Consider the following 20,852-nt stretch of genomic DNA (forward strand, 5'->3'; position numbering starts at 1 on the left):
AGCAAAGAGAAACCCAAGCAGAGAGAAGAAATTCTTCCTAGCTTGGGTTTTCGTTTATTTCAATATATCGTTAATTGCAGTTAACTCTTCATCTGTAAAACTGGCATTTTCAAGCGCTCTTACATTTTCTTCGATCTGAGAAACGCGACTTGCACCGATTAACGCAGATACAACGGACTTTTCTTGTAGCACCCACATTAATGCCATTTGAGCTAAGGATTGTCCACGTTCTTCAGCTATTTCATTTAAGCGTCCGACCTTCTGTAATACGTCAGAAGAGATATCATTTTCACTTAAGAATGGAATGTAATCCTTCGCAGCACGGGAATCTTTCGGAATACCATTTAAGTACTTGTTGGTTAATAGCCCTTGTGCAAGTGGAACAAATGCAATACATCCAGCACCATTTTCCTCTAACACATCTGTTAAACCATCCTCTACCCAACGGTTTAACATCGAATAGGCAGCTTGATGAATAACGAATGGCGTTTTTTGCTCGCGTAAGATATCGATTGCCTTTTTTGTATCCTCTGCATTGTAATTCGAGATACCTACGTATAAGGCTTTCCCGTCTCGAACAATTTGATCTAATGCTCCCATTGTCTCTTCAAGCGGTGTCTCTGGATCTGGACGGTGATGATAGAATATATCGACATAGTCTAATCCCATACGTGTAAGACTTTGATCAAGACTTGAAATTAAATATTTTCTTGAGCCCCAATCACCATATGGACCATCCCACATTCTAAAGCCAGCTTTCGTCGAGATGATCAATTCATCGCGATAGGCAGCAAAATCCTTTTTCATAATTTGTCCAAAATTTTCTTCTGATGAACCGGGAGGAGGACCATAGTTATTCGCAAGGTCAAAATGCGTAATCCCTAAGTCAAAAGCACGTTGTAGCATTCTTCGTTGGTTCTCTACTACATCTTCTCCGCTAAAATTATTCCATAACCCTAAGGAAATGGCAGGTAGCTTGATACCTGAATTACCACAACGGTTGTAAGGCATGGATTGATAACGATTTGGATCTGCTATATAAGTCATATTTTCCTCCTATTTGTTTTACGTTAAACGGAATACATGTTTAATTCAGAAAGGTCATAGACGTCGTCATAATTCAACGTACGAAGATGAATATACTCGCTAAAAACGTGCGAATAAGCGTTTTTCTAAAAATTAATAACCAACTTCAACAGAGGCATTCACGATATACATGAGGTCATTTTTATCGTCTTTATCCTCTAGTACAATGCCACTTGAGGTAGCCATACCGCCATCCATTAACTCAACAGTGACAGTACCATACGGAATTTCTTCTTTTACCCGGGCAATATCAACTTTTTCCTTATCAAGTGGAACCGCAAGTTTTACAGTTACTTGCATATTATTCAAGTCTTGATCAGGTAATAAATTGCGAATGCCAGGCATGGAATTATAGTGAATCGCATTTTCAACAGCTCGAACAGCTGCCTTTGTAACGTCCTGGCCATGCACATCAATGCCTGTTCCAGTTTCAATAAAGAGTATGCGTTCCATTGTAATCGCCTCCATTTCAAAAATTGTGAGACAAACACCTGTAAAGACTCCTGCTTTTTAAGATTATCCGATTTATGGTATAAAATCAAATAAGAAGGAAACCGGTATTTCGGTTAAGAGAGTGGTTGTCTTCTTATGTATTTATGATAAAGAAATAAGAATCAAAATGGCTTTGCTCAAATTTTCTTTAACGCTTTTAACGCTATTTTGATATGATAGGAAGTAGGAGAAAAGAAGGAGAGGGTAAAGCATGTCTCACTATCCAAAAATCCCACAATATGTCCATCCGGATTTTAAAAATAAAGCAATACCGATTAAAGAATGTGGAGAAGCCTTAGTCAATATAGGAGCCTATTCCTTTAAGCATATTATAGAAGCACCAATGTATCGTCGCTTAAAAGTAGCAGATGCTCTTCCGCATTGTTATGTGAGAGAATCGATTATCCAACTACTAGAAGAAGCGGGTCAGCATTTACCTGCAGGTTACCGTTTTGTTATATGGGATGGCTACCGGCCATATCACGTACAAGAAGCGATATACAATGACTTTTATCAAAAGTTGAAAACACAATTTCCCAATGAAGCAGAAAAAAGTATAAAGGAAAGAACAGAGAATTTCGTTTCTTATCCATCTATAAATCCCGCGTCACCTGCACCGCATATTACAGGTGGTGCCATTGATCTAACCATCCAAAACAATCACGAGGAATGGATAAACTTTGGGACAGGTTTTGATGATTTTTCCGAGGTAGCGAACACGGCTTATTTTGAACAAAAGCGTGAGAAGCAGAAGCTTACCGATCATGAACATACAATCTTAGAAAATAGACGTTTTCTTTATCAGCTTCTAAGTGATGTAGGTTTTACCAATTATCATCAGGAATGGTGGCATTTTGATTATGGAAACCAGTGGTGGGCCCAGCAAAAAGAGAAGACAGCTGCTATATACGGAGTAGCCAAGTTGGAGGAGGAAGTTTAAATGAAAAAAGATGATCGTCATTTATTAAATCGGTCTTTTAAAAACATTAGTTTGCTATTCTTTTTAGTCGTTTTATTATTACTATTTATTGTTATCTTAATCAATGTATTATTCGGAGTCTATTCATGGGCCCGTCTGTATATGGACTTAATTAACGCACTAGTGGGGGTTATGATCCCATTAGTACTATTTAACTTCCTTTATGATTACTTTACACAAAAACATAAGGACAGAGAATTGTCTGAAAAAATGACGGAAACCATGATGCTTGATGAGCAAGTGATCGGTAATTTTTCAACCGAATCAAAGAAAAAGTTTATCCGTAAATCAACCGAATCCATCTTAGGGGAAACGGTAGGGAACATGTTATACGAATCATTAATAGAGTCCTATCTCACGAAATCCTACCAGTATCGTCACCGGTTTAAATACTATATATCGTATATTGAATCGAAAAAAGATGCCATCCACCAAGTAAAAGAAGATAAGCAATTTATATTTGATCAAGATACCTATTATATGGTGCGCCAGGATTTATCATTTGAACGGGATTTAACTAATTTCAAACAAAGCAATGACGTTAGAATCGGTTTTTCGTATAAAGAGAGTACCTTAGATGGTTTATATCAACGAGCTGAATTTCTATTTCGTGAGAACCTCTGGATTAATGATGTACATAATGAGCTATTAAGCGAGTTGTCAAATGAAGAGATGGAGCATTTCGTCAAAGATTTCTTACAGTTTACGATTGAAATTAATGGACAAGCACTTAAATATCACGTCGTAAATAATGAAGGACATGAAGGTTTTCACCTACTGTTAACAATACCAGGCGAAGTAGAAGAAGGTGTCTTATCCAAGGTGCAGTTAAAATTCCAGATGCCGCAATTAAAAAGCCAGAAGAAATTTATTGTTATGATATCTGAACCAACAGAAGATGTAGAAATCATGTTTATGCATCTGGAGGAAAAGGTGGATGTCGAGGCCATTCCTTTCTTAAATGAAGAGGAATGCATCACCAGATTGCCAAACGATACCATTAAAATAGATATCCATGATTGGATTCTTCCAAGAGCAGGTGTCGTATTTGTTTGGAACGATCGGTCAAATTGATTGAACAAGCTATAATTTCTACTGTTGTATCGTTGACTTATTTTATAGTGGGAATGAGCTCAGAACCAATCTCGTCATTTAGATAGATGATAATCTCTTAGTGGAATTTTTATGCGAGACAATAAAAGAAATTGAAAGAAGGGAGGGGCGGTAACAGATGAAAATAACAATTATTTCAGTCGGGAAATTGAAAGAGAAATATTTGAAGCAGGGAATCGCAGAATACGTAAAAAGACTAGGTGCGTATACGAATATGGAATTAATCGAGGTAGCTGATGAGAAGGCTCCAGAGAATATGAGTGAAGCGGACCAAGAAGAAGTAAAGAATAAAGAAGGTAAAAAAATATTGTCGAAAATTTCCCCGGATTCCTATATTATTTCCCTGGAAATAATGGGGCAGATGGTAACCTCTGAAAAATTTGCCGAAAAAATAGATCAATTGATGATTCATGGCAAAAGTAAAATTGTGTTTGTGATAGGTGGATCACTCGGATTAAGTGATGAAGTGAAAGAAAGAAGTGATTATGCACTATCTTTTTCCAAGATGACATTGCCGCACCAGCTTATGCGGTTAGTGTTGGTGGAGCAGGTTTATAGGGCTTTTCGGATAATGCGTGGGGAACCGTATCATAAGTGATGATAAAATAAAATGTAGAAGTTTCGATAAGAAGTAAGAACTTTAAAGAACATAGAATTATTTAAATATATATTAATAGAAAATATCCATATTGATTGACTCTTACGTAACGTTAGAAGGTATGCTTATAGCCAAAAGGAGTGAAATCAATGAAGATGAAAGAGGTTTGTAATCGTACAGGTCTCACAGAAAGGACTGTGCGTTTTTATACGAAAGAAAACTTGGTGAATCCAACTTCTACGGAAAGAAATGGGCGAGTATATTTGGAATACTCGGAGCAAGAAGTAGATGAACTGAAAACAGTTGCTGAGTTGCGAAAGGTATTTTTTTCTATAGCTGAAATTAAAGAAATGAAACTGTCTACGGAAAAAATAACTGAGATTCTTACTGAATATAAAAACAAACTAGATACTGACTTAAAAGTAAAGGCCTCTATTGTTCAATCATTGCAACAAATTAATATAGCTTCTATCCATGATGTACATTCACTTGCTGACAGTTTAAAGAATGTATCGACCAATTTGCAATTGCCTAAACGTGACGTTAATCCTGATTTTGACAAGTTTGATCAAGAGTCAAAGGAAGATAAAAAACGTAAGTATCAACTATTCAACGAACAACAACAAGAAAGCTATATTATCGGGAAGCTAATTATTTATATCATTGTGTTTCTTCACATCGTTTTTTCCACAATTATTACCTTATCGATCAATCTCAATCTAATTGCTTATCTTCTTTTAATAGCGTTTGGTGCTGCGTTGATTGTAGGTATTACTTGGGTGCGGTATCTATTCATTGCAGGTGTTGTTATAAATGTATTATTAACTTTGGAAGTATTTATTGGTGGTAATATTTGGTCCCTATCATCAGAATTTAAAGTCTTCCTCATCATTCAAATCATTTGTTCTATTATTTATGGCATTCTTTTGATTGTTCATCCTGGGATTAAAGAATATGAATATGTACAGAAAGTCGGAAGATAAACGAGGGGGAATAATGGTGAAAAGAAAGATCATTACGTTTATTATCGTCATTCTTATATTACTAGAAGTATGGTATTTACTACCTAAACCCATCACTGAAACATATCAGGGAGGCTCTTATCAATTAGGAGGGAACACAAACTTTGAGAAGATAATAATAGACATTGACGGTACTTTTCGAAATACACTAACAAGCGATCAGACATTTAATGGAACGATAACTGTGGAAGGAGAAGACCTCCCTGTTGCTAAAGACGAAAGACAGTTGGAACTCCAATTTGAAAATGAAATTGAAGGGTCGCCGATGATGTATTTTACTTATTCAGTAGATGAAAGTGGTAATGTCGGGCCTGGCATTTATAACTATGGTTATATTTATATAAATAAAGACTTTAGTCAATTTACTATTAAAAAGTACGGTCAAAAAGAAGAAGGCAAGAGTTGGTCTGGTTCAGATGGTATGATGATAACTGCACCAGCTACTAACAGGGAGGAAGCCATCGAGATTTCTGATCAGTTGATTGAAAGTTATAAAAGAGTCGGCGATACGTTTGAACGCGCTGATAAATGATAAATCCATAAAGAGGCGTTCTTGTGGAGATTTCATGTCGACGGGACGATTTACAAAAATGGTTGATAGAGAAACCCTTTAAATGACAGGAGTACATCATCGCACAAACTTGAGTTACTTGTTACGAAACGATTGCTAATTATAAAAGGTAAGTGAATAAACACAACTTTTTTCTTAAGTGACTTTCGCTAAACAGTATCATAAATAACTGAGGTTATTATCTGTTTGAAAAATATAGCCTAGTGTCTTAGAAGATTAGGAAGTGAGGAGTCACAATTTAGTACAATTCATTAGTGCCTTGTTTAATTATAAGAAAGTGCCAATATCTTATGAAAGGAAGAGAAAGGCAGTCATGATACATTCAGCTACGATGCATTTTTCTTTATGTTCAGGGCCTGATGACTGGAGTGAATAACTGAAACAAAAAATGGAACCAGTCGCAATAAGGAAAAATTCTATTAGGATGCTTGCGGAAACAGATTCCCATAGACCGAAACCAAGAATCGGAAAATCACCTGCATTTCCAGGGAGAATGGACATATCTGGCAGATGAACGATTAAATCAAATAACCAGTGGTTAAATACGACGACTCCCTAAATCCCTGCTATTTTTTTACTCCAAAATATTCCGGCAAGATCCGCCGCTATTATGGGAAGACATAATCCCCCCACGAAGGAATGAGTGTAGCATTCGTAAATCATCACTTTGCCATAACCTCCATCGCCTATTGCCTCGATTGACTCTACACTTGCTAAACTAAATGGAAGAAACACCATATCAAGCAATTGCGAGCAGACTAGTAACAACCAAAGCGGAAATTCCGGGGTTTTAATTTTCACTTCATCGGCAACTCCAAAGTGCCAACGAACATATAGCGAACTCTTTAAGGAGTCCACGTGTTCAAAAATAACGAAGAACTTAACATTATAACAGACTACTATGGGTAATATTCTTAAAATAAATGTAAAATTTTAGATAGTTTCCACAGTTTTAATTATTACTTTAAATACGGATATATTAAGAAAAGCGATGTTGAAAAATGAACAGTGGAGGAGAAGAAAATGAGCTTTATAATAGTTGGTTTTATTTGGTGAGCATTTTTTTATATACCTCATTTAGGTGCGTTATTCGGAAGCATATCATCAAATGCAGTGATATTTTGTTAAATACTATGTCTAGAAATTATCTATTATTCTAGGAATAGCCGTGTGATGTATTAATCCTTTGAAATATATATTGAAACTTCAATACCAGATCCAGGCTGTCGCGATCATGAAATCCATGCGGAAAAAGGAAAACAACAACTCGTTTTTATTATAAATATCTTGGTTTTTAAATTTTTGCTTAGTGTAACCGTTTGTATTTATTAGCAAATATAGTGTTTTTTTCTTAGAAGAGAATAGTTTTTTTGTTAGAAATAAGGTAAAATATACCTAAGTGGTTATTGAAATTGCAATGAAATTGATTATGATTTATTAGTGAAAGGAGGTATTTCATGGGTGAATTATTAGGGGCAATTATAATAATGACATTGTTCTACCAAATTATCCGATTGGTACTAGCACGTTTTATTGTTATAGAAACGCATAAAATGCTTATAAGCTTTGTTTTAGCTGGCTTAATAGGAGAACTAATTTGGTATTTGATAAATGGGATTATATCATTATATTATATCTTGGGAGCATTCATTGTTTATATAGGAGCTTTGGTAATGTATAACTTGAAGCTTCGAAGAAAATAATTATAATTGTATTGAATGAAAAGCAGCTGAAGAAGGTAATGTTTTTCGAAATAAGAGAGAGAAAAATTTTTTTCAATATATTAGTAAGTTATACAAACATTATAAGATCGTTAATCAACAATTTATTTCGTTAAGCTTTTTATTTTCAATGAAACGGAGGGAATTCTTTGATTAAAATAACACTTCTAATTATAGCCGGAATTTATATCTTTATGAACGGAATGATGAAAGGTATTCTCCAGGTTAAGATACAGATATTAGATAATACTGGTTATTTTGCTGGTCAAGAATTACAATCTAACAGAATTAACTTTTTTGCAAGGTGGGTTGTATTTCTTTTAGTGTTTTTTTTCATTGGTTGGTTAGAGGTTATTATTCTTATTGCTATAAACCTTATAAGCTTCTTTATGTCAATTTATATAACGAAAAATAAATATTTTGACTCAGAGACAGATAATCTGAAACCGGAAGTATTTAAGCAAGAAATAGAAAATAATCCTTTATATCAAAAAAGGTGAGATAAATGTAAGCAATTTAATAAATGAAATCTTTATTTCTTATATCAATATGTATTAGTTCTTATAGGATGAATGCAAATTTCAGTATTTATCGTAATGACGTAGTTTTAACATAGAGGGTTTTAGAAATGGAAAATATGACTTTTAAAAAAACTAGTTTGTATAGTTATAAAATATTGATATCATTTTTATAATCTCGTAGTGAAAAGTAAAGTACTGGAGTGAAAAAATGGATAATTTTATTGATTATTATAAAATATTAGGTGTATCACGTAATGCGACTAAATTGGAAATAAAAAAATCATATAGAAAATTAGTTAAGATACACCATCCAGATATTGGTGGAACTAATGAAAAGTTTATCCCCATACAAAATGCCTATGATTTGTTGTATAGTGACTCTAGAAGAGACAATTACAATAAAATATATGATTTTGTTTATAACCAAAATGAAAGAACTAATAATTCTAATGAAGATCAAAGTCATAATAGGCAAAGTAATGAAAATAGTTATACGAGTAAAAAGAGTAAAGAGGATAGTCGGAATTATAATAATAATAAATCACAAGACAGATCTAATAAATCAGAAAATGAAGAATTATTTAAGCGAAAATCTTCCTATGGGAGTTCTAATAGATGGCGTATAATAGCCGTTTTTTCATCGGTATTATGTGTCATTCTAATAATTATATTAAGCACTCAACTTTCATTTCTTAACGATCAGAAATCATTAGTACACGATGAAGCGCTTTCTACAGAAAATAGTTTAGTAAATGAGGACATTAACATAAAAGAAGAAATTTATACTCACTTAGAAGAATCAGTTATTTTAGAGGAAGCGTTCGCAGAACAACAAGAACCTCTTATATTATTAGAAGAGGAAGAAGCTAGATTATATGAGGAAATTATAAATTCATCTATAAATGAACTTGATGCAGCTATTGAAAAGGCTAAAGAAGCAATAATGCTAACAGATGAGAGGGAAAGCATGGTAAAAATAGAAACTCAAAGTATAGATGCGGCTAAATTGGAGTTTGATAAAATTGAGCCATTGATTCAAGATATAGAAAATGTAGCAGCGAGGAGAAAGGCGGAAGACATGTACAATGTTATGCAAGAGAGATATGATGCTTATTACATGCTAAATGAAGTTTATCATGAATCAATTTTACAGGATAGAAAACTATATGAACTGCTTTTAAAAGAAGATTTAACAGAACAAGAATTGACAAATCAAGTTGATAATGTAAATAGCCAATATGATACGGTAACAGATTTTAATAGATTATTTAATGAAAAAACTGATAATTATAATTATTTAAAAAGTCAATTTTATGAATTAACATCATTACCTAGAAGCGAATATTAAAAGATTTAAAGTCATTTAACTTTTGAAAAATTCTAAACGAGCTAATTAAAATAAACTTTTTATGTCTATAAATAAAATCCTTTCATTTGGCAGGGGTCATCAATTGTAGAATGTTTATCAAAAGAAAGTTTAATATCAGTGCCGTTAATTATCTCTAACTTCTTTTGCTTAAATATTTCATAAAGGATATTTTATCCTAAAGGTTGTAAAAATCATTTAATGTGGAGCTAATAATGAGTACATTATGTTTAAAATAGAATTTTTTTATCCAATAATCATCAGACTAATTAGACGTGTAATCCCTATTTTAGATACGAAAAAGCCAAGTTTCTTAATGGTGTAATTGCTAAGTTGAAATATCCAATTTATTCCATATATAAATAAAAACTTTTCAATCAAAAGTTAACTTACCTATAATCATAGAGTGTTAAAAGATGATTTTTCCCATTACCAATAAACTAGTGCAAAAGATTTAAAAAAATCAAAAAACATGTACTATTAATTGTAAAAATAGTGCAATTTACTAAGAAAGTTATAAAAATATCACTTTAAAAAATCAATAATTCAAGAAAAAATAATTAATAATCCGACCTATTTTGCAAACTTAACAAAGGGGGATGAATACTATGATTATTTACGAATCTGCCAAAACAGCTTTTCTTAATGATGTGTTTAATGATGAATTAGTAAATAATATCACCAAAAATTACAATTCGAAAATCGGTAAGATTAATGAAAGAGAAGTACGGGCTTGGGACAACTCTATGCAATACATGTTTAGAGTATTAAGTGATCACGAAATACCTGATAATGCAGGAATAGCAATTGAGTTTAAAATTCCTCATACATCAAGAAGAGTTGATTTCCTCATTAGTGGGAAAAAAAAGATAAGAATTCCATTATTATTGTGGAATTGAAACAGTGGAAAAAGTGGAGGGAAAAGAAGCAATAGTAAAGACTTATTTAAATAAAGGCAACAGAGAAACAACACACCCCTCCTATCAAGCTTCATCATATGCCTCTCTTATTAAAGATTATAATAAAAATGCACAAAAGGAAAAAATGCAGCTATATCCATGTGCGTATTTACACAATTACATAACCCAAAAAAATGATCCATTATCAGATAATATCCATAGCTTCTATAGTGAACAAGCACCAATCTTTGTTAAAAGGGATTCTCAAAAACTGCGTAGCTTTATTAAACGTCACATCACCATTGGAGATAACAAAGAGAATCTTTATAAAATCGAAAAAGGAAAAATTAGACCGTCAAAATCATTGCAGGACGCATTAAACCAAATGCTAAAAGGTAATCAAGAGTTTACGATTATTGACGATCAAAAGGTCGTATATGAACAAGCGGTTTATATGGCTGAGAAAGCGGTTCGGACGGGGGCAAAGCAAGTGCTTGTTGTAAATGAAGGTCCTGGTACAGGTAAGTCTGTCTTAGCTATTAATTTATTAGTAGAGCTAACTAAACGGAATATGGTTAGCCAGTATGTCACGAAAAATGCTGCTCCTAGAAATGTATATGCTACTAAACTAAAACAGGATTTTCGTAAAGGAAATATCGATAACTTATTTAAAGGTTCTGATAACTATGTAGACTCTCCAGAAAATGAGTTCGATGCTCTTGTTGTAGACGAAGCACATCGATTAAATAAGAAATCTGGTATGTTTCGACACTTAGGAGAAAACCAAACGAAAGAAATTATTCACGCTTCAAAATTCTCTATCTTTTTTATTGATGAGAGACAGAAAGTAACGATTAATGATTCAGGAAGTTTAGATCAAATAAAACACTTTGCAGATGACACTAATGCAAGTATTGAAACAATGAATCTTGAATCGCAATTTAGGTGTAATGGTTCAGATGCCTATCTAGCATGGATTGATGATGTACTGCAAATAAGAGAAACAGCAAACAGTCACTATATTGGTGGGGAATATGATTTTCGTATCTTTGATGATCCGCATCAATTGAAGGCTGAAATAACAAAATTAAACGAATACAACAACAAATCAAGAATTGTTGCAGGGTACTGCTGGAACTGGGATAAAAAAGGAAAAGAAAAGTCCGAATATGATGATATCGTTTTTCCGGAATATGACTTTAGAATGAGTTGGAATTTAGGTAATACAGCTACCTGGACAATTGACAAAGAGTCTATTAATGAAGCTGGATGTATTCATACATGTCAAGGACTTGAATTCGATTACGTTGGTGTCATTGTTGGTGGCGATTTAAGATCTAGAGATGGAGAAATAATTACAGATCACATGCAAAGAGCAAACACTGATAGGGAGTTATTTGGTATTAAAAAAATGCTTAAAGAAAAACCAGAAGAAGCTGCTGAAATAGCCGATGAGGTAATTCGGAATACTTACAGGACGCTAATGACAAGAGGGCAAAAGGGTTGTTTTATTTATTGTACAGATAAGGCATTATCAGATTATTTTAAAGATCGATTAGAGCAAATCAATAGAGATTATCGAGAAAATGATTTTTTTGATAATTGGGGAGAAGTGGCTGAAGGAGAACACGAGTATGAATAGATGGTATTTTCTATGAAAGCTTTATAAATGGTTTATATATTTCAGATAAAGCAAGGCGTCAAAACCTAAACAAAAGAGTGTTGGTGTCTTCACGTATTATTTAATATGGAGTTATCTGAAAAATGACTGCGGTGTAAATGATCTCATTTTTGAGGTGTAAATATCACATAAGGGTGTGTATAATAGAAGCAATAATATTTATTTAATTTGAATTATTTTATATTAAAAAAGGAGCGTTATTATGGGTGAAAATCCTTTTGTAACTTATCTAGATCAATTTAATGTCCTATCACCAAACCACGCTAAAATTTATGATGAGTACACGCATGATGATTCTTCTAAAGAATATAACTATAGCTTTACGATCCCTACAAAAGTGGAGCAGTATTTAAGAGATATATTTAAAAATAAGCCGAAGAATGTAATTTTGACTGGTAATGCAGGTGATGGAAAAACTAGATTGTGTCGAATCGTTCATGATATCTTTTCTGATATTCCACTTACAGATTGGCCAAATGAAGGAATTGTCGAAATTCCATTTGCTCAGGGGAAAATTAGAATTTTAAAGGATTTATCAGAACTAAAAGACGATGTGATCTTGAAAGAACTACTTAATCTACAAACTTACATCAATACTAAACATGCTGAAAATACATATTATCTGATTGCAGCAAACGAAGGGAAACTTTCAAAGTTTCTTTCAACGCATGAAGAGTTATTAGAATTACGAGAAGAGGTAAAATTAAGATTCGATTCACACCAAAACAACACAGAATTTTTTAGTATCATAAACCTATTAGATGTGACATCTTCTGTTTACGTTAATCGTGTTCTAGAAGAATGGAATGAAGAAAATAATTGGTCTCCTTGTAACAGTTGTGCTAAAAAAAATCGATGTGTAATTTACCATAATCATTTAAAAACCTCTAACAAGGATGTACAAGCTAAAATTGTTGAACAATATAGACTTCTTGATTATTTAGAAACACATATTACAATGCGTGAGATGCTTATTCATATAAGCTACATATTGACGGGTGGCTATACATGTCAGGATATTCGAAATGCCGATTGGAGAGAATTAGAAAATCAGACGAAGAGAGTATATTATCAAAATTTCTATGGTCATGAAGCTCACAAAGATGCTTTTAATGAAATGAATGCATTAAAGGTTTTTAAAACCTTAGATCCAGGGAATTACTCTCTTTCAAGTATTGATGATTTCATAATAAATGGTGATATCTTAGGCGACGCCGTTCTATCACACGCACATAAGCAATTATTTAATGAAGAGTTGGATTTACAGTTTGGTTTTTTTAGTAAAAGGTTAAGAATCTATCGTGATCATAATAAAGACAATACAGATACTTTTATTACGGATTGGATATATAAGTTACGAAGAAAAGTTTTCTTTGAATTGAACGATGAGAACTTAATTAATACAAAGCAATTATTACCGTATGAATATATAGATGAATACACCTCATTGTTTGGAAACCCGCAAAAACAAACACATATTAAAAGGGATTTGATTAATGGACTTAATCGAGCTTTTTCCAATCGATTAGTAAGAGTTGGAAAAAGTTTATACGCAACTACTGAAAACTTAATGATATATGAGTCTTTTAAGAATAAACAAGTCAGAATCGAAGAAGAAGATGAACGAAAAGAGATTGATTATATACCTTCTAGATTTATCTTGAGAGTGGATGGGACTAAACTCATATTGAATCTTTCATTATTTGAATATCTTATTAGACTTAACGGTGGAGGAACTCATAATATTTTGCATCAGGAAGTAGATATATTAATTGAAACTTTTAAAAACGAATTGATTAAGATTAGTGAACCAGAAGATTTTACTTTAAATATATTACGGCTTGATAAGCATGCAGGTCTATATATTGAAGACGAGATTGATCTACCATAGGGGTGAAATTAGATGGAAATAAACTTATCGGGTAATAACGTAGAAAAAATTTCTTCACAGCTTTCAGCTACAATCTGGGGTCACCGTTTCACTGATGGACAAAGAGGGCCCGAATATGTTTTGGAGTTTTTGAATGTCTTGGTGGGTGCCGATTATGATTTAAGTTCAGAAAAATATATAAGAAATAAGGCTTTAGGATTACGTCGTTTTATTTTTGAAGGCGTTAAAGAAGGTAGTAAAAGGAGTATCGTTAAATTAGAGAAAAATGAAAGGAATAAGCTAATAGATATACTTCAGGATGAAGATAGTTTAGATGCTATTCAAGAATTTCTTAGAAATCTAGAAGTTCCCTTATATGATGCTAGGGGCAAAGAAGCTGACCGCTCTTGGTATGCTAGAACTTTATTTCCATTACATGAAGCACTACTTTTTTTTGAAGTTAGAAAAAAGGGAGAATCTACTTCCTATGAAAGGAATTTCTTTGCTCGTGGAGGCGAACTATATTTTTTAATGCTTCATCATGGTACAAGGGATAATATTAAAACTAGAAATAAAATAGAAGAAGGTCTTCAGAGATTGTTAAGAAAAAATGTACCAATTGAAAAGGTAGTTTCTTCTATTAATACAGCATTTGAAGAAGAATCAATGATAACTGAGAAACCTGCTTATTTGTATGAAAATGAAAAAACCAAGGCGGAAACACCATTTTTACCTGATACAGACCATCCTTTTTATAAAGAGTATGCAGAAGAGTTGGCAAAATTAATTGAAAATGACATAGATATTTATGAGTTATTTCCTTTATTAACTAGCCTAGTTACTTTTCAACTAATGAGGTATATGTATGACCGTGCAAAAATTTCAGAAGGTCAGAGGATTGATTATTTTTTTGATTGTTTAGACGGTCAAGAAACTCAGATTCTAAAACTAGCTTCAAGTTCCTTCCAAAAAAATGATCTTCTTATAAAGGAAAGATTTGAAAAATCCTTTGAAAATAATTTTAACAAAAAGTTAGGAAATATCGATCCGATTGAAGAAAAACTTTTAGAATGGAAAGAAACTCCTGATAAATTTCTTACAATTATGGGATTGACTCGCTTGCAGAGTAGAAAAAAAACTGTTATAAGTGCACTCAATCAATGTAATAGTAAAAAAGATGTTGAAACAAAGCTATATAATACAGTGAAAGATGTGGTTTCGGACCAACTAAAAAAACATCAGTTAAGTATTATAAAAATCCTAGTAAGAGATGGTGGTATTGGAGGTTTTAGGGCTGGAACCAAATACCGGTATTTTATGTCGGATAAATTCTTACAAACATTGGTCTATATTAATGTGGGGCCAGGTGAATCACTTGAATTCGGTGATTTTTTGGACCAATTAAATACTAAATATAATATTGTTATTGGAGAAAAAGCAGCTCGAGATAACGGGTTATATAATAAATCAAATATTAATATTAGTTATTACCAAAAGAATGAGCAGGCACTTAGAGATAAACTTAAGAAAAATGGTTTGCTGATTGAATATTCAGATGCAACTGCTATGATTAGAAATCCATATGAGGGTTCGGAGGTGTGAGGTTTTGAATAGTGATTATTTATTAGGAAAGTGGCTTACGGCTATTATAAAAAAACACTTTGAAACACAAAGTAAAGCTAATACTGAAAAAGTATTTATGAAGATTAGTGGCCTAACTACTGATAACATAAGTGCCCTATTAACAAATATAACAAAGAGTAATTCTGATATGGAAAAATACTATAATGTAAAAATACGTACTATTACAATAATGGATGGTTACGAAAAATTTTCCTATAAAGAACATGAAACTAGTACATGGCTTAGAAATAATGCTAAGTATGGAGAAGCACTTATTTTGATAATCAATGAAATGACGCCGGAAGCTCAAAGTTTAGAAAATTTATTTACTATAGATGAGTCTTATTTGTTAGAAAAGCAAAGCTTGGAAGTATTATTTAATGTAATCAATGAAGAAGGAAATATTGTTAGCCAAGAAATAGATGACGTGAAAACGTTTCTAGAAATGACTAATAAAGTATTCGAACCACAATTAAGAAATTTATTAAATTTTGTTACAGACGTGCTTAAAGATGACTCGCCTTCAGTAATCGATGGAATTCAACAAAACCTTCCGTCACTAAATCTATTTGTTGATTCAAAATTAACTATAAAAAAGGATAATATTAAACGTTTAAGGGATAATTTTAAGCTTGCAAATCTACAAGATGTTGATCCTGAGAAGTTACTTAATAATTTGTATCAATTTCTGGAAGAAGAGGAAAAAAATGATTTTTGTAGTGACATTTTTGAAAAAATCAGTTCAGACATGTTGAGGTCACAAGTAGTTTCATTTATCAACCAAGAAGATAATGAACTACTCAAACAAGAGTTTGAGAATATCAATTCTATCTTCAAATTTAAAAAGAAAGTAAAGCTTATAGATCAAGTTAAAGAAATATATGAGCGCTCCGAAGAGCTGTCTGATGAACAAAAGGATAAATATTTAGAGGGAATTGAAGAGATTGAAAGTCAAGAAAATCCTGATTTAATGCAAGAGTTTTTAGAAGAGTTTGAGCCTCAATTAAATCAAGAAAAAGGTCTAACTAGAAAAATTTCAAGGCTAATTGAAAAAAAGAGACACCCATCAGAATATGATGATCTAACCTATGCACTAATGTATGAGATATTCACACTAATTGATGAAAGTATAGAAGCTGATGAAGATGTAGATTTAAGCAATGCAACGTTTAAATTGAGTGTAAATAACTCGAAAGTTACGGAAAGTACAAAACAACTTATTACTTTGCTTCTTAAGAATATTAATAAGGTTATACCTAAAGTTACATTTGATGAAACATCTATACCACATCCCAAATCAGATACAAAGAATTCAGACGTAACATTTAATTTACAATTAAATGTTAATAATAATATAACTAATAAGAAGTTTAAAGTATTTTCATTAGATTCATTACACGTGAATAGCATTCTAGAGATTATAAATGAAATGAAGATTGTACCTTATATAACAACTTTTGATGAGAATCAAGTAGAAGTTAATGATATTAGAAACGTTGTACATGAAAAAGTCCGTTATTATTTTGAAACTGATGAGTTTAATATGAAAGATCATTATGAGAAGTTTACTTCTTTCATAGATGATTATAAATATATGTTAGAAAACATAATAGAAAATGGTATTTTCTCCATGAAGGTCGAAGAATATGAAAGGAAATTAAGCGATTTATTAGAAAATGTTTATGAATCAGTTTCTGTAAATAAGCACATATATTTTGCGCTTAATTTAATCGGTGCTATTGATAGCTATAGTGATGATGAGGGTAATAGTGATTTACCTTCGGGTCGATTGTTGACAGTAATTAATCCGATAAGGCTTTTAGCATATATAAAGAGGTTTGAAAAGATATCTGAACAAATTGAAGAATGGATGAATCGTGCCTCTAATAATAGTTTAGAGGTTGAGAAAATAGAGGAGTATTTACAATATACCTATGATAGTACCCGGAAATTAGCACCGAGATACTTTAGTATAGATGGAGATTCATCATTCTTGATTGAAAATAATGAACTAATGGGCGAAGGAGAGTTTATATTAAGTTCTAGACCTCCTGAAAATGTTGGTCATTTATCAAAGGAACTATCAAAGGAATTGGTGAAAGTTGTTAAAAACTATCAAGAAGTATATCCATATTCTCGAGATGGATTGGATATTTTGTTTCTTCACTGTCAAAGTGCAGACATTATTATTGAAGCAGTTAAAAGTTTATTCAAATATACACCAGTAAAAAAACTTAAAATAACGATTCACAGTGAACAAGCTGCTGTTATACATCACAAGATTAATAAATGGATAATTCATCAAGAAGAATATACGAAACCAGAACTGTTTAAATCCTTTCCTAAGTTAGAGATTAATGTTATTTCTGGTAAAAACATTAATGATATAAAGGATTTATCTGATAGACACATGATGGATTCCGATCTAGCAATTCTGCTTGACTATTTTGGACAAACTAACCAGGTAAATTACCAACTTGAAAAAATAAAGCCACAACCTTCAAATGATTGGTTTGCAACAATCTATAAGGAACCACTAAAGCAGGAAGAGATGGTAAAAAGAATCCCTTTCGTTAGTGAGCATATCCCTAATCTCTTACTAAATTATTATCAGTTGCAATATACTGTTAATTCAAATGCAATGTCTAGTTCTGATGAATTGCATGTTTTGCAGAATCTTATCTCTGTAAATAAAAAGTCCAATGAACAAATTATTGATTTTATGCATGATCATTTTAATTGGGCAATGATAATGGATAGATACTTAGACAAGTCTTTATTACAAAAAGCTTCTTCAAAAGCGGAAATAATTCAATATAAATCAAAAGCGGGATCCAACAAGGAATTTAAATTAATTTTATCATCATCTAAGTATATTCGAAAACTAAGTGATAAAACCATGGATTATGAATATTACGATAGATTTACAAGGAAATTAATGTCCATATTAATGAATGAAAATATTAGTAAAGATAAGATTGTCAGTGCAGTTAATAATGTAAAGGAGATATCTGGTGCTTTAGTTTTGAAAGTTTTAGGTGCAGGAAAATTTTCACATGAAATGTTAGCGACGCATTTATCAACTGAGCGTAGGACAAGGGATGACTCTTCCATATTGCAAGTATGGTCTTCGTGTGATGAACTGCCGTGGTTTGCGAGTAATAAACGCCGTCCAGACTTAGTGCTAACAACAATATCAGAAAAAAACGGCAAGTTAAAGTTAAATTTTGACTTAATTGAGTTGAAATTTGTTACACATAGTATTCTTGATAAAGAGCGTTTTGATGCCGTGAAACAAGTGAAGGCTGGTGAAAGCCTTTATAATAAATTATTTAAATTTGATGATAACTATACTGATGCTGAATTTTGGCGTGAAGAACTTGTTCACTATTTTGTTGAAAGAGGTTCTTATATTCCAGAACATGTTTCTCTTCTGAAAAAATTACAGCACACATCTGTTCAAGATATAAATGTGGAGATTTCTGCATCTATTGATGTATACTGCTATACATCTAATTTAACAGATACAGCATTAAAAAAGTTAGAAGATGGGGTTTACTTTGAAGCATTAGAAGAAGAATATAACAATTATATCTTTAATCGTTCATTTATCTTAAACCGCCTAGGTGCTAAAGAGGAAGTTACACCAAATTATGATGATGTTATGCTAGAAGATAGAGAAACTAAACAGGATATATTAGAACATGTGATCAAAGATGATGAAGATAAATTGATAGAGGCTACCTCTGAGGAATTTAATGACAATGATAAAAAAGATGGGCTTACCACTAAAGTGGAACAAGGCGAAAATCAGTCTAATAAAAATGTTAGTCATAAAGAGTCAAAAGATGACTGTGCGCCAGAGACAATTAATTATGAACATGAGAATAAACAACAGAGAACTGAAGTAAATAAACTCACATCTGATGAAAAAAAGCCAACACAAGATGAAAGTCTAGATGGTGAGTATCCTGAGATTGCTGCCTTAAAAGATTTAACACTTCAATACGAAGATACGTCGAATGACATAAGGTCTGTTATTAATGAGTACATTAGAAAATTAAAGCATAACTTTAATCAAAATGGTATTCATGTCAAGATTCCAGAGGAAAATGCAATTGCAGGATCGAGTGTAATAAGACTATATTTAGACTATCCAAGTAATGTGCCATTTAAAAAAATAACATCAAAAATTAAAGATATTCAGGTTTGGTTAGGACTAAGTGAAACACCGATTATAAATATTGATAAAAAAGGCAGTTATATCGATATCAGTAGGGAAAAACCTGATACAATTTATTTTGAAAAATTTATGGAAATGGTGCGAGAACAGAGTAAAGATAGAATTAAAAACACTAATTTAATTGCACCTTTAGGCTTAGACCCATTAAATCAAGTGATAAATGTAGATTTAGCAGACTCTATTACCCCGCACCTTCTAGTAGGAGGAACAACGGGGAGTGGTAAAAGTGTTACTTTAAATTCAATTATTCTTGGAATTATGTGTTTATATTCAAATGAAGCGGTTAATTTTATATTCATTGATCCAAAACAAGTAGAGTTCAACTTCTACCAGGAAAAGACACATACAAAAAAAGTCATAACTGATATTAATACAGCTGTTGTTGAGTTAGAAAGTCTTGTTGACGAAATGGAACGAAGATATTCACTTATGAATAAACAATACGTAAGTAATTTGGAAGATTATATTCAACATACTAAGGATATTCTTCCAAGAATTGTAATTGTGTTTGATGAATTTGCTGATTTTATGTCACAGGATAAAGAAACGGCTAAAAGGGTCGAAACTGCAATTCAGAGGTTAGGTCAAAAAGCGCGTGCTGCAGGGATACATTTAATAATCTGTACTCAAAATCCTAAAGCGGAAATTATTAACACAAAAATTAGAAGCAACCTACCTGCCCGTTTAGCTCTACGAGCAACTGATTCTACGGCATCAACTATTATCCTAGATGAAGATGGTGCAGAAAAGTTAGGTGGAAAAGGGGACTTTTTGGTAAAGTTAGGCACTTCAGCTATTCGGGGAAAAAGTCCATTTTTAACTGTTCAGGTAAAACGTGCATTATTAACTTATTTTGAAAAATAAATATCCATTGCTTTTTACAGGTAGTTTCCAAGAGTGTAAATAAGTAAGAGAGAGCGTTTAGAATACAGATAAAATAGAAGACATCTATTTTATCTGTATTCTATTTTTATCAAACTTACGTTCCTTTTTTGGGTGTTATTACTTAACTTATTTAAGTAATTAATGTATAATTATTACTGGGTAGAGTCTACCAGTACCATGAA

General features: G+C 32.2%; 14 protein-coding genes and 1 pseudogene. 12 read left to right on the top strand and 3 right to left on the bottom strand.

The features are described 5' to 3' along the window. Positions 1-54: 54 nt before the first annotated feature. Together mgrA and DFR57_RS16235 are read right to left on the bottom strand one after the other, a co-directional pair. Complete coding sequence (gene mgrA, locus DFR57_RS16230) at positions 55-1,047, bottom strand: L-glyceraldehyde 3-phosphate reductase (RefSeq protein WP_114354268.1); 993 nt, start codon at positions 1,045-1,047, stop codon at positions 55-57. Between the two features lie 132 nt (positions 1,048-1,179). Further along, positions 1,180-1,539 (bottom strand): Lin0512 family protein, encoded by a 360-nt coding sequence (locus DFR57_RS16235; protein WP_114354269.1) that lies wholly within the window; start codon positions 1,537-1,539, stop codon positions 1,180-1,182. Between the two features lie 250 nt (positions 1,540-1,789). Here DFR57_RS16235 and DFR57_RS16240 point away from each other — a divergent pair, with 250 nt between their 5' ends. The 5 genes from DFR57_RS16240 to DFR57_RS16260 all read left to right on the top strand — a co-directional run bounded on the left by DFR57_RS16240 (position 1,790) and on the right by DFR57_RS16260 (position 5,822). After that, positions 1,790-2,518 carry a M15 family metallopeptidase gene (locus DFR57_RS16240; protein ID WP_114354270.1) on the top strand — a complete coding sequence of 243 codons (729 nt, stop codon included), beginning with the start codon at positions 1,790-1,792 and terminating at the stop codon, positions 2,516-2,518. After that, on the top strand, positions 2,519-3,631 hold the full coding sequence (locus tag DFR57_RS16245; protein WP_114354271.1) for a hypothetical protein: 1,113 nt from the start codon (positions 2,519-2,521) through the stop codon (positions 3,629-3,631). A 157-nt stretch (positions 3,632-3,788) separates the two neighbouring features. Next, positions 3,789-4,268 (top strand): 23S rRNA (pseudouridine(1915)-N(3))-methyltransferase RlmH, encoded by a 480-nt coding sequence (gene rlmH / locus DFR57_RS16250; protein ID WP_114354272.1) that lies wholly within the window; start codon positions 3,789-3,791, stop codon positions 4,266-4,268. A 149-nt stretch (positions 4,269-4,417) separates the two neighbouring features. Beyond that, entirely contained in the window at positions 4,418-5,251 is an 834-nt protein-coding gene (locus tag DFR57_RS16255) for a helix-turn-helix domain-containing protein (RefSeq protein ID WP_114354273.1), read from the top strand. Positions 5,252-5,267: 16 nt separating this feature from the next. Further along, positions 5,268-5,822, top strand: coding sequence for a hypothetical protein (locus tag DFR57_RS16260; protein WP_114354274.1), 555 nt, complete (start codon positions 5,268-5,270; stop codon positions 5,820-5,822). A gap of 594 nt (positions 5,823-6,416) precedes the next feature. Here DFR57_RS16260 and DFR57_RS16265 read toward each other — a convergent pair. Further along, complete coding sequence (locus tag DFR57_RS16265) at positions 6,417-6,662, bottom strand: hypothetical protein (RefSeq protein ID WP_114354275.1); 246 nt, start codon at positions 6,660-6,662, stop codon at positions 6,417-6,419. A gap of 656 nt (positions 6,663-7,318) precedes the next feature. Between DFR57_RS16265 and DFR57_RS16270 the strand changes: the two genes are divergently transcribed. The 7 genes and pseudogenes from DFR57_RS16270 to DFR57_RS16300 all read left to right on the top strand — a co-directional run bounded on the left by DFR57_RS16270 (position 7,319) and on the right by DFR57_RS16300 (position 20,649). Then, complete coding sequence (locus tag DFR57_RS16270; protein ID WP_114354276.1) at positions 7,319-7,564, top strand: hypothetical protein; 246 nt, start codon at positions 7,319-7,321, stop codon at positions 7,562-7,564. Positions 7,565-7,731: 167 nt separating this feature from the next. After that, entirely contained in the window at positions 7,732-8,082 is a 351-nt protein-coding gene (locus tag DFR57_RS16275; RefSeq protein ID WP_114354277.1) for a hypothetical protein, read from the top strand. A gap of 229 nt (positions 8,083-8,311) precedes the next feature. After that, positions 8,312-9,451 carry a YkyA family protein gene (locus tag DFR57_RS16280; RefSeq protein ID WP_114354278.1) on the top strand — a complete coding sequence of 380 codons (1,140 nt, stop codon included), beginning with the start codon at positions 8,312-8,314 and terminating at the stop codon, positions 9,449-9,451. A 626-nt stretch (positions 9,452-10,077) separates the two neighbouring features. After that, positions 10,078-12,010, top strand: a pseudogene (locus DFR57_RS16285) (DNA/RNA helicase domain-containing protein). A gap of 241 nt (positions 12,011-12,251) precedes the next feature. Then, positions 12,252-13,940: a hypothetical protein gene (locus DFR57_RS16290; protein WP_114354279.1), complete on the top strand. Its 1,689-nt coding sequence runs from the start codon at positions 12,252-12,254 to the stop codon at positions 13,938-13,940. A 12-nt stretch (positions 13,941-13,952) separates the two neighbouring features. Continuing rightward, the gene (locus DFR57_RS16295; RefSeq protein WP_114354280.1) at positions 13,953-15,521 is read left to right on the top strand and encodes a hypothetical protein; all 1,569 of its coding nucleotides are present in this window, start codon (positions 13,953-13,955) and stop codon (positions 15,519-15,521) included. A 4-nt stretch (positions 15,522-15,525) separates the two neighbouring features. After that, complete coding sequence (locus tag DFR57_RS16300; RefSeq protein WP_245937501.1) at positions 15,526-20,649, top strand: FtsK/SpoIIIE domain-containing protein; 5,124 nt, start codon at positions 15,526-15,528, stop codon at positions 20,647-20,649. Positions 20,650-20,852: the final 203 nt, after the last annotated feature.

It is taken from the genome of Saliterribacillus persicus (assembly GCF_003337485.1).
GTDB classification, from domain to species: Bacteria; Bacillota; Bacilli; order Bacillales; family Amphibacillaceae; genus Saliterribacillus; species Saliterribacillus persicus.